Below are 9129 nucleotides of genomic sequence, written 5' to 3'. Positions count from 1 at the left end.
GACAGACGGGGACGCACGGCGGGTTGTCGCACTGCATGCAGGGGCGCGGGATAAATCGCCGGGTTACGTGGGGGTACGTCCCGATCTCCTCGTCCACCACGGGCCGGTACACCACCCCCGGCGGCAACTTGTTCTCGGCGACGCACGCAATGGTGCACGCACTACACCCCACGCACTTGCGCAGGTCGATGACCATCGCCCACCGCCGCAGGTGGGCGGGTTTGCGCAAGGCTCTCTGGAGATCTCGCTGCATACGCAGGAGCACGTCCTCCTGAGGGCGCTCGGCCGGGAGCGCTGCAGGGGGTGCCGCGGGCGCCGCCTCCGCGGGTCGCGCGGTGCTCTCCAGGACCTCCAGAGCCAGCAGGGTCGCGGCTCCCGCACCCAGGGTCTTCAGGAACCGCCGCCGTCCGGATCGGGAGTCTCTCGTCTGCGTGGCAACGGCGCGCTCTTCACCTTCCACGGGTCACCTCTCCTGCGATCCGTCGCTTCCACCGCGCAGGTTACGCGACTCCGGCGGGCGGCCAGAATCCGTCCGAAGCTCGATTCAGCGATCCTGCACGGTGCTGAGGAAGACGGGGTCTCCGCTCCTGCCCGGTCATCCGGTCGGGAGAGGAGTCCCTCGGTCACAGACCGGACGGCCCCGCGAAGGGGGACCTTACTGTCCCTCCGGGCCGCGGGCCAGAGACCGCAAGCCCAGCCGGGGCGCTGTCGAACCTCAGCGCGTGTTCTTTCTCTGGCTCCCCTTGTGCCGAGGGCGTCTGTCGTGGGCGGTGCCTAGTGGTCTTTTGCTTTCCTTGCCCGCAGCCGTTCCCAGTTCGCGTCCACCCAACGCTGGAGGTCCGCCACCGCGGCCTCGTCCTGCAGGAGGTGCCGGAACCGCCCCTGGACCTCCAGGAACGCCCGGACCGGTACGGGCTCCCGGGGCACGTAGGTGATCCGGTACCGGCCGCCTTCCACCTCGTACAGGGGCCAGTAGCGGCTCTCCACCGCGAGCCGCGCCACCTCCACGGTTTTCTCCGGCGGGTAGTCCCAGCCCGGCGGGCAGGGCGTGAGCACGTTTACGAAGGTGGGACCCGAGATCCGGAGGGCCTTCTGCAGCTTGCGGCCCAGGTCCGCCCAGTGGCTGACGCTGGCCTGGGCGGCGTACGGAATCCCGTGGGCGACCACGATCTCCGTGAGGTCCTTGCGGGGCTGGGGCTTCCCCCGCTGGGCCGTCCCGACGGGGCTCGTGGTGGTGCGGGCCCCCTGCGGGGTCGCACTCGAGCGCTGGATCCCGGTGTTCATGTAGGCCTCGTTGTTGTAGCAGATGTACAGGAGGTCGTGGCCCCGTTCGAGGGCCCCGGACAGGCTCTGCAGGCCGATGTCGTAGGTGCCCCCGTCTCCCCCGATGGCCACCACCTTGAAGTCGGTGTCCAGCTGGCCCCTGCGCCTCAGGGCCTTAATGGCCGCTTCCACCCCGCTGGCGGTGGCCGCGGCGTTCTCGAACGCGTTGTGCAGGTAGGGCACGGGCCACGCGGAGTACGGGTAGATGGTGGTCACCACCTCCATGCACCCCGTGGCGTTCACCACCACCACCGGCCGCTCCGCCACCGCCAGCAACAGCCGCACCACGGGCGGAAAGCCGCACCCTGCACACGCCCGGTGCCCGGGCGCGAGGCCCTGGGTCCGCTGGGAGAGCTCACGCAGGTTCAGGGACATCTCCTGCCTCCTTCAACCCCAGGTACACCACCCTCCCTCGCGGACCCGCCTCCAGGAACGCATCGAGCTCCGCATCCCGCAACTCCCGGCCGCCCAGTCCGAAGATGGCGTCCGTCAGACGCGGCCGCTCGGCCAGGTCGTACAGGGCCGCCCGGACCTCCACCGCCAGCGGCCCTCCCAGCCCGCTCAGGGTGTCCGCCCGCTCCAGCACCACCACCTCCGAAGTCCGGGCCAGGACCCTCCGGAGTTCCTCCGCGGGGAAGGGGCGGAAGACCACCAGCCGCACCATGCCGAGCCGCCTGCCGCGCTCGCGCCACCGCCGGACCGCCTCCTCCACCACATCCGCATACGCCCCCAGGATCACCACGGACTCCTCCGCGTCCTCCATCCCGAAGGGCTCCAGGAGGGCCGGGAGATCGCGACCGAAGTGGACGTGGAAGGCCTCGGTCTCCTCCTCCAGGATGCGGAGGGCCCGCGCGTGTGCTTCCGCCAGGGCCCTCCGGAACTCCATGTACGAATCCGGGAGGGCAAGGGGCCCGACGGTGATCGGCTCTTCCCCGAGCAGGGAGGAACCGTCTCGGGGGCCCTCGCCCAAAAAGGCCTGCACCGCCTCGTCGGGGTACACCTCCACGGGCTCCAGGCTGTGGGTGAGGGTGAAGCCATCGAGGCACACCATCACCGGGAGCCGCGCCCGCTCCGCCACCCGTACCGCGAGGATCGTCCGGTCGTAGGCCTCCTGCACGGTGCGGGCGAACATCTGCACCCAGCCCGCATCCCGGGAGCCCATGACGTCCGAGTGGTCGCCGTGGATGTTGATGGGAGCGGAGAGCGCCCGGGTGCCCACGTTCATGACGATGGGAAGCCGCAGGCCGCTGGCCACGTACAGGATCTCGTGCATGAGGGCAAGCCCCTGGGATGCGGTGGCCGTGAGCACCCGGGCACCCGCGGCCGCGGCGCCCACGCACGCGGAGAGGGCGGAGTGCTCGCTCTCCACAGGGATGAACTCCGTGTCCACCTCCCCGTCCGCCACGTACTGGCTGAAGCGCTCCACGATCTGGGTGGCCGGCGTGATGGGGTAGGCGGCCACCACATGCGGGCGGATCTGCTTCCACGCCAGGGCCACCGCCTCGTTGCCCGTGAGGGCCACCCTCCGCGTCGCCACCGTCTTCATGGCTCTCCCTCCGGTACCATGTGGATGGCCCCTGCCTTCGGCGGGCAGACCGCGGCGCAGATCCCGCACCCCTTGCAGTGATCGTAGTCGATGCCCACCACCCGTCCGTCCCGCACGAGGACCGCGGAGTCCGGGCAATAGAGCCAGCAGAACAGGCAATGGACACACCGCTCCAGATCCAGCACGGGCCGCTCCTGCCGCCAGTCGCCGGTCCGGTAGGCCACGCTGCTCCCGCCGGGGATCACCGGGCCGCGCTCAAGGGCCTGCCAACGGGCCGCCACTTCCTTCCCTCCTCGATGGCCTCCCGGGCGATCCGGACGTTGGCCTGGGCCAGCTCCTCCGGAAACTCCCGGCGCAGCCGCTCCAACAGCCACCGGCAGAACGCCTCCCCGGGAAGGCCCACCAGGTCCACCGCCACCGCGGCCAGCATGGCCATGTTCGGCAGATCCCGACCCAGGACGCGCCGGGCGATCCCCGAAGCGTCCACGGTCAGCATCTGCTCCGCGGGAACCCCGGGTACCCGCACGGGCCGCGGCGCGTTCACCACCACCCACGTGCTCGGCCGGGTCCCCCGCAACACCTCCGGCACCCTCAGCAACCGGTGATCCAGCACCACCACCACATCCGGCTCCTCCACAGGACCCCGACGCCGGATCGGATGGGGAGCGATGCGGGTGTAGGCCTGTACAGGTGCCCCCCGCCGCTCGGGTCCGAACTCCGGGGCAGCCTGGGCGTGGCCTCCCGCCTCGATCACCGCCTCCGCCAGCAGCAACGCCGCGGTCTTGGCCCCGAACCCACCCCGCCCGTGCCATCGGATGTTCAGAACCGGAAGGACTCCCACGATCCGCTCCATCTTCCAAACCTCTCCCATCCTCAGCGTGGAACCCTTCTGGACTTCGCGCGATCGGACGGGGGACCGATGCGGGTCGGGCTTTGAACGGATAAAATAAAAAAGAAAAATCAAGCCGGGAGGCCGGACTTCCATGCCGGGGCAGAAAATCCGCGTCCTCATCGCGGACGACCACGGAATTGTGCGGGAGGGCATCCGCATGATCCTCGCGGCCCAGGAGGACATCGAGGTGGTGGGGGAGGCGGGCACCGGACGGGAGGCGGTGGAGCTGGCCCGGAGGATGCAGCCGGACGTGGTGCTCATGGACATCAGCATGCCGGACCTGAACGGCATCGAGGCCACCCGGCGGATCCGGGAGGAGATGCCCTCCGTGCAGGTGTTGGGGCTCACCATGCACGAGGAGGAGAACTACGTCTTCCAGATGCTCCGGGCGGGCGGCGCGGGCTACGTTCTCAAGCGGGCCGCGGCGGAGGACCTGGTGGCCGCGGTGCGCGCCGCGGCCCGGGGGGAGGTGTTCCTGTACCCCTCTGTGGCGAAGCTGGTGGTCCGGGACTACCTGGAACGGGCCCGGCATCAGGAGGACGACGCCTCCCTGGAGACCCTCACACCCCGGGAGAAGGAGATCTTGAGCCTCATCGCGGAGGGCCTCACGAATCAGGAGATCGCGCAGCGCCTGTACATCAGCGTGAAGACCGTGCAGACCCACCGCGCCCACATCATGGAAAAGCTGAACCTCCACGACCGGACGGAGCTGGTGCGGTTCGCCATCCGCAAGGGGCTCATCGAGCCGTAGCCGCCACCAGCCGCTCCAGAAGGCTGGGAAGCAGGGTTCCGAGCCGGTGCTTGGGCACCCAGGCGTCCGCGGCCAGGGCATGGGCAGCCTCCGCATAGGGCCCCTCGTCCCCTGCCGTGGCCACCACGAGCCGCACCTGAGGCCACCGCTGCCGCAAGTCCTGCAGGATCGCGCGGTGGGGGCCGCTGCACGCTCCGAAGTCCGCCACCACCACGTCCACCTCCCCCTCCCAACCCAGGAGGTCTTCCAGGGAGTCCGCCTGGAGGACCACCTGGGCATGGTCCGCCAACACCGCCCGGATCGCCTCCCGGACGAGGGGGACTCGGTCCACCACCGCCACGCGCATCTTCCTCATCTCGTCCCCACCGTAGCCCTCCCGGTGCCCTGGCGGAAATCGGGCATCCACCCGATCCCGGCCCGAGGATTTTCGAGTCACCCTGGGAACGGAGGTGGGCTCCATGGAAAAGCGGGAACCTCAGGACTACGCGGGGGTATGCGGCCTCTACTGGATCGGGAGCGCGTGGTACGAGGTCTTCGAGGCCACCTGCGGGACCCAGGGGGAGGCGCAGCTCGTGAACCTCTGTCCCGTGTACGCGTGCGCGAAGACCCGGGGGGTGGCCCACTGCGGGGTCTGCCCGGAATTCCCCTGCGCCCTCCTCACGAACCTGGCGGCCCTGGGCGGCCCGGAGGACCGGCGGATCGAGTCCGCGGCGCTCCGGGCCCGACTGGGCGATCCGGCATGGGCGGAGTGGGCGCGGACGCAGAAACTGTGGCTCAGCTACTGCCCCCTCCGGGACCACGCCTCCGCGCACACGCCTCACCTGGCCCGGACATGAGGGGTCCCGCCCCGGGCATCGGGTCTGCGCCCGATTTTTGCTGACAAAAATCAGGCCTCTGCCGGATCCCCCTGTGGCCCGGGGCTCGGTACCGTCTCCTCCGAATTCCAGCGCGACCGGGAGGTGAGATCCGATGGAAGGATTCGACGTGGTGCAGCTCGCGCACGTGGAGATCTACACCCCGAAACCCGAGGAGACGTACTGGTTCTTCCATGACCTGTTGGGCATGGAGGAGACCACCCGGGAAGGGCAGTCCGTGTACCTCCGGGGGTACGAGGACTTCTACCATCACTCCCTGAAGATCACGGAGGCCCCCAAACCCGGGCTGGGGCACATCGCGTGGCGCGCGGCCTCCCCGGAAGCCCTCGAGCGGCGGGTGAAGGTCCTCCAGTCCAGCGGGGCGGGCCAGGGCTGGCAGGATGGGGACCTGGGGCATGGCCCCGCGTACCGGTTCACCACTCCGGACGGGCACGTGATGGAGCTCCTGTGGGAGGTGGAGTACTACCAGGCTCCCCCGGCAAAGCGCAGCCCCCTCAAGAGCCGCCCCTCCCGCAGGCCCCTGCGCGGCATCCCCGTGCGCCGGCTGGACCACGTGAACTGTCTGTGCGCGGAGGTGGCGCCCAACCGCCGGTTCATGATGGAGCAGCTCGGGTTCAAGCTCCGGGAGCAGAAAATCGGGGAGCGGGGCGTGGAGGTAGGCGCGTGGCTCAGCGTGAGCCCCCTCGTGCACGAGATCGGGCTCATGCGGGACGCCACCGGTTCCCGGGGCCGGTTCCACCACGTGGCCTTCTGGTATGGTTATCCCCAGCACCTCTCTGACCTGGCGGATGCCTGCTCGGACTACGGAATCCGCATCGAGGCGGGACCGGGGAAGCACGGGACCACCCAGGCCTACTTCATGTACGTGTTCGAGCCGGGAGGAACCCGGGTGGAGCTGTTCGGGGACACCGGATACCTCATCTTCGACCCGGACTGGAAGACCGTGGTGTGGGACGTGTCGAACGAGAGCGATCTGGAGAAGAGCACCATCTGGTTCGGTGGGCGCCTCCCGGAGACCTTCTACACCTACGGCACTCCCCCGGTGGAGGGGTGAGGACGGGGAGGGGTGGCCGTCCACCCCTCCCCCAACCCGATCTCTCCGCTTGCGGTGCGGGCCCGGCAATCGGGAGCCCCGAACCCGCGCCCCGCAAGAGAGCAGGATCGCGCGGTTTCTCTTGCTCTCCCCCTTGACGCCAATTCCTGAGCGCATTAGTTTAGAATTGTTAAGGGTTACCTAATGAAAATAGTTTGAAGATCCGATCTCAATGAGTCCGGCAATCCAACAACACTGAAGGAGGGAGGGGAGTGCGGAGCGGGCGTACCTTCCCCTGGACGGGTCTCGCGGTCGGGCTCGGGGTTCTCGTGGCGGCGCTCGGAGGAGGTCAACATGCGGCCCGGGGGACCTCCTCGAAGGGGGTGGTGGTGGAGGCGAGGGAATTCGCGTTCGTCCCCTCGCGGATCACGGCACGTCGGGGCTCCCCCTTGGTGCTCCGCATCCGGAACGTGGGCAAGCAGAAGCACGATTTCCTCTCGTCCCTGCTGCGTTCCGGGGAGGCGGAGGTGACCGCGGCGGGGGTCACCGTGGAGGGCGAGATCGAGGAGGTGGAACTCGAGCCAGGGGCGGAGGCGGTGATCCGGATGCTGCCGAAGCGCGCGGGGACCTTCGAGTTCTGGTGCAGCGTGCTGGAAGGAGGTCGTCTCCACCGGGATCTGGGCATGCGCGGCCTCATCCGGGTGGCGCCGTAGGGGTTACCCCCGGCTGACCGTGGGTTTCCGGCCGGGGTTCAGGGCGCGTTGCCCGGGCGAAAGACCGGGGTCGTCCCGGAGGCGATCCTTGAGCGCTCCCCGTCAGGGGTAGATCCCCATGGTGAACAGGGCGTCGCTGACCCGCTGGATGGCCCAGATGAGGGCGGCGGTGCGCAGGTCCACCCCGTGGGCCTTCGCCACCTCCATCACCCGGTGGAAGCTGCGCACCAGCATCCGCTCCAAGCGCTGGTGGATCTCCGCCTCCTCCCAGAAGAAGGATTGGAGGTCCTGCACCCACTCGAAGTACGAGACGATGACCCCGCCCGCGTTGGCCACGATGTCCGGCACCACCAGCACCCCGCGCTCCCGGAGGATGTCGTCCGCCTCCGGAGTGGTGGGACCGTTCGCGCCCTCCACCACCACCCGCGCCCGGACGCGGGCGGCGTTCTCCCGGTGGATCTGACCCTCCAGGGCCGCGGGCACCAGGATCTCGCAGGGGAGTTCCAGGAGCTCCGCGTTGCTCACCGGGTGGGCTCCTGGAAAGCCCGCCACGCTCCCGGTTTCCCGCTTGTGTCCCTGTACCGCCTCCGGATCCAGCCCCTCCGGGTTGTAGATCCCGCCCCGGGAATCGCTCACCGCCACCACCCGGGCTCCCATCCCGTGGAGGAGCCGGGCCGCGTGGTATCCCACGTTCCCGAACCCCTGCACCGCGACCCGAGCTCCTTCCAGCCGAAGCCCCACCGCCTTCGCGGCCTCCCGGGCCACGAGCGCGCACCCCCGCCCCGTGGCCTCCTCCCGCCCCGCGGTCCCGCCTACGGAGAGGGGCTTTCCGGTCACCACGGCAGGGACGGAGTAGCCCCGGTGCATGCTGTAGGTGTCCATGATCCACGCCATCACCTGCGGGTTCGTCCCCACGTCCGGGGCAGGGATGTCGCTCTCCGGGCCCATGAGCACGCTGATCTCCGTGGCGTACCGACGCGTGAGGCGCTCCAGTTCCCCCGGGGAGAGCCGCTTGGGGTCGCACACCACCCCACCCTTGGCTCCCCCGTACGGCAGCCCCGCCACCGCGCACTTCCACGTCATCCACATGGCCAACGCCCGCACCTCGTTCAGGGTGACGTCCGGGTGGTAGCGGATGCCGCCCTTGGTGGGACCCAGGACCGTGCTGTGGTGCACCCGGTAACCGGTGAAGATCTGCACGGATCCGTCGTCCATCTTCACGGGGAAGTTCACGGTGAGCTCCCGTCGGGGATGCATGAGGAACTCCCGGATGCCCCGCTTGAGGGGCACGTGTCGAGCTGCCCGCTGGAACTGCTCCAGGGCCATCTCCCAGGGATCCTGCTGGGGTCGGAGGGTGATCTGCATCCTCAGCCTCGTCTACGGGGTTTATGGGGTTTTCTGCTTGCGCTCCAAGAACTCCTTGAGGGCCACCGCGTTGTTGTGGGCGGGGTCCCGGGCGCTGTACAAGAGCGTCACGTTCCCGCTCCGCGCGGCCTCCCAGAGCGGCCGCCAGGCCTCCGGGCGGGCCTCCAGCTCCGCGAAGTACCGCCGCTTGAACGCCTCCCACTTCCGCGGATCGTGCCCGAACCACCGCCGCAGGCCGTCGCTGGGCGCCACCTCCCGCAGCCACCCCTCCACCCGCAGGTCCCCCTTCCGCATCCCCCGAGGCCACAGTCGGTCCACCAGGTACCGCTTCCCGTCCTCGGGTTCTGCGGGATCGTACACACGTTTCACCCGGATCATTCCCTCTCCACCGCAGGTAGGTACAGCCCCGCCCCTAGTACCTTCGGGATCTACCCGGCCGGATCCTCCGGCGATCAGAACGCGGGTACGCGAGAGGGCCCCGCGCTACAGACTCGGGGGATTCGAAACGCGATGCTCAGGCGGTTCCAGGCGTTGATGGTGATCACCGCCATGGTCAGCTCCACCAGCGCCCGCTCGTCGAACCCCCCGCCGCACCTCACACGTTCCACGAGCCTCCGATCCAGCGATGGCG

The 9129-nt window shown here is 69.3% G+C and carries 13 protein-coding genes; 4 read left to right on the top strand and 9 right to left on the bottom strand.

Features of this window, described 5'->3' with window-relative positions; all coding sequences use genetic code 11:
• The 5 genes from QN206_02750 to QN206_02730 form a co-directional block, all read right to left on the bottom strand.
• Positions 1-460, bottom strand: a 460-nt coding sequence (locus QN206_02750; protein ID MDR7613726.1) for a twin-arginine translocation signal domain-containing protein, incomplete at its 3' end; no start/stop codon positions are given.
• A 314-nt stretch (positions 461-774) separates the two neighbouring features.
• The gene (locus QN206_02745; GenBank protein ID MDR7613725.1) at positions 775-1698 is read right to left on the bottom strand and encodes a thiamine pyrophosphate-dependent enzyme; all 924 of its coding nucleotides are present in this window, start codon (positions 1696-1698) and stop codon (positions 775-777) included.
• Positions 1679-2869 carry a pyruvate ferredoxin oxidoreductase gene (gene porA, locus QN206_02740; GenBank protein ID MDR7613724.1) on the bottom strand — a complete coding sequence of 397 codons (1191 nt, stop codon included), beginning with the start codon at positions 2867-2869 and terminating at the stop codon, positions 1679-1681. Before porA ends, QN206_02745 begins: the two co-directional genes overlap by 20 nt.
• Complete coding sequence (locus QN206_02735) at positions 2866-3150, bottom strand: 4Fe-4S binding protein (GenBank protein MDR7613723.1); 285 nt, start codon at positions 3148-3150, stop codon at positions 2866-2868. Before QN206_02735 ends, porA begins: the two co-directional genes overlap by 4 nt.
• Positions 3111-3722 carry a 2-oxoacid:acceptor oxidoreductase family protein gene (locus tag QN206_02730; protein MDR7613722.1) on the bottom strand — a complete coding sequence of 204 codons (612 nt, stop codon included), beginning with the start codon at positions 3720-3722 and terminating at the stop codon, positions 3111-3113. Before QN206_02730 ends, QN206_02735 begins: the two co-directional genes overlap by 40 nt.
• Before the next feature lie 130 nt (positions 3723-3852).
• Between QN206_02730 and QN206_02725 the strand changes: the two genes are divergently transcribed.
• Complete coding sequence (locus QN206_02725) at positions 3853-4512, top strand: response regulator transcription factor (protein ID MDR7613721.1); 660 nt, start codon at positions 3853-3855, stop codon at positions 4510-4512.
• On the opposite strand, the gene QN206_02720 is transcribed toward QN206_02725, so the two are convergent.
• Positions 4499-4867: a hypothetical protein gene (locus QN206_02720; GenBank protein ID MDR7613720.1), complete on the bottom strand. Its 369-nt coding sequence runs from the start codon at positions 4865-4867 to the stop codon at positions 4499-4501. The genes QN206_02725 and QN206_02720 overlap by 14 nt on opposite strands.
• A 103-nt stretch (positions 4868-4970) precedes the next feature.
• Here QN206_02720 and QN206_02715 point away from each other — a divergent pair, with 103 nt between their 5' ends.
• The 3 genes from QN206_02715 (at position 4971) to QN206_02705 (ending at position 7133) form a co-directional block, all read left to right on the top strand.
• The gene (locus QN206_02715) at positions 4971-5348 is read left to right on the top strand and encodes a DUF3795 domain-containing protein (protein MDR7613719.1); all 378 of its coding nucleotides are present in this window, start codon (positions 4971-4973) and stop codon (positions 5346-5348) included.
• A gap of 133 nt (positions 5349-5481) precedes the next feature.
• Entirely contained in the window at positions 5482-6441 is a 960-nt protein-coding gene (locus QN206_02710; protein MDR7613718.1) for a catechol 2,3-dioxygenase, read from the top strand.
• Between the two features lie 251 nt (positions 6442-6692).
• Complete coding sequence (locus QN206_02705) at positions 6693-7133, top strand: cupredoxin domain-containing protein (protein ID MDR7613717.1); 441 nt, start codon at positions 6693-6695, stop codon at positions 7131-7133.
• A 102-nt stretch (positions 7134-7235) separates the two neighbouring features.
• On the opposite strand, the gene QN206_02700 is transcribed toward QN206_02705, so the two are convergent.
• The 3 genes from QN206_02700 to QN206_02690 all read right to left on the bottom strand — a co-directional run bounded on the left by QN206_02700 (position 7236) and on the right by QN206_02690 (position 9106).
• A complete protein-coding gene (locus QN206_02700) occupies positions 7236-8498 on the bottom strand; it encodes a Glu/Leu/Phe/Val dehydrogenase (protein ID MDR7613716.1) in 1263 nt (420 codons plus the stop codon).
• A 21-nt stretch (positions 8499-8519) separates the two neighbouring features.
• The gene (locus tag QN206_02695) at positions 8520-8876 is read right to left on the bottom strand and encodes a DUF488 domain-containing protein (protein MDR7613715.1); all 357 of its coding nucleotides are present in this window, start codon (positions 8874-8876) and stop codon (positions 8520-8522) included.
• 74 nt (positions 8877-8950) lie between these two features.
• The gene (locus QN206_02690) at positions 8951-9106 is read right to left on the bottom strand and encodes a hypothetical protein (GenBank protein ID MDR7613714.1); all 156 of its coding nucleotides are present in this window, start codon (positions 9104-9106) and stop codon (positions 8951-8953) included.
• Positions 9107-9129: the final 23 nt, after the last annotated feature.

Source organism: Armatimonadota bacterium (assembly GCA_031460175.1).
Lineage (GTDB): Bacteria > Sysuimicrobiota > Sysuimicrobiia > Sysuimicrobiales > Sysuimicrobiaceae > Sysuimicrobium > Sysuimicrobium tengchongense.
Note: the sequence above shows the minus strand (reverse complement) of the source record. Positions and strands in the feature narration are given on the sequence as shown.

Coding starts and splice junctions, on each gene's coding strand:
- QN206_02715 (MDR7613719.1), top strand. CDS start 4,971: ATGGAAAAGCGGGAACCTCAGGACTACGCGGGGGTATGCGGCCTCTAC.
- QN206_02730 (MDR7613722.1), bottom strand. CDS start 3,722: ATGGAGCGGATCGTGGGAGTCCTTCCGGTTCTGAACATCCGATGGCAC.
- QN206_02710 (MDR7613718.1), top strand. CDS start 5,482: ATGGAAGGATTCGACGTGGTGCAGCTCGCGCACGTGGAGATCTACACC.
- QN206_02745 (MDR7613725.1), bottom strand. CDS start 1,698: ATGTCCCTGAACCTGCGTGAGCTCTCCCAGCGGACCCAGGGCCTCGCG.
- QN206_02725 (MDR7613721.1), top strand. CDS start 3,853: ATGCCGGGGCAGAAAATCCGCGTCCTCATCGCGGACGACCACGGAATT.
- QN206_02720 (MDR7613720.1), bottom strand. CDS start 4,867: ATGAGGAAGATGCGCGTGGCGGTGGTGGACCGAGTCCCCCTCGTCCGG.
- porA (MDR7613724.1), bottom strand. CDS start 2,869: ATGAAGACGGTGGCGACGCGGAGGGTGGCCCTCACGGGCAACGAGGCG.
- QN206_02700 (MDR7613716.1), bottom strand. CDS start 8,498: ATGCAGATCACCCTCCGACCCCAGCAGGATCCCTGGGAGATGGCCCTG.
- QN206_02695 (MDR7613715.1), bottom strand. CDS start 8,876: ATGATCCGGGTGAAACGTGTGTACGATCCCGCAGAACCCGAGGACGGG.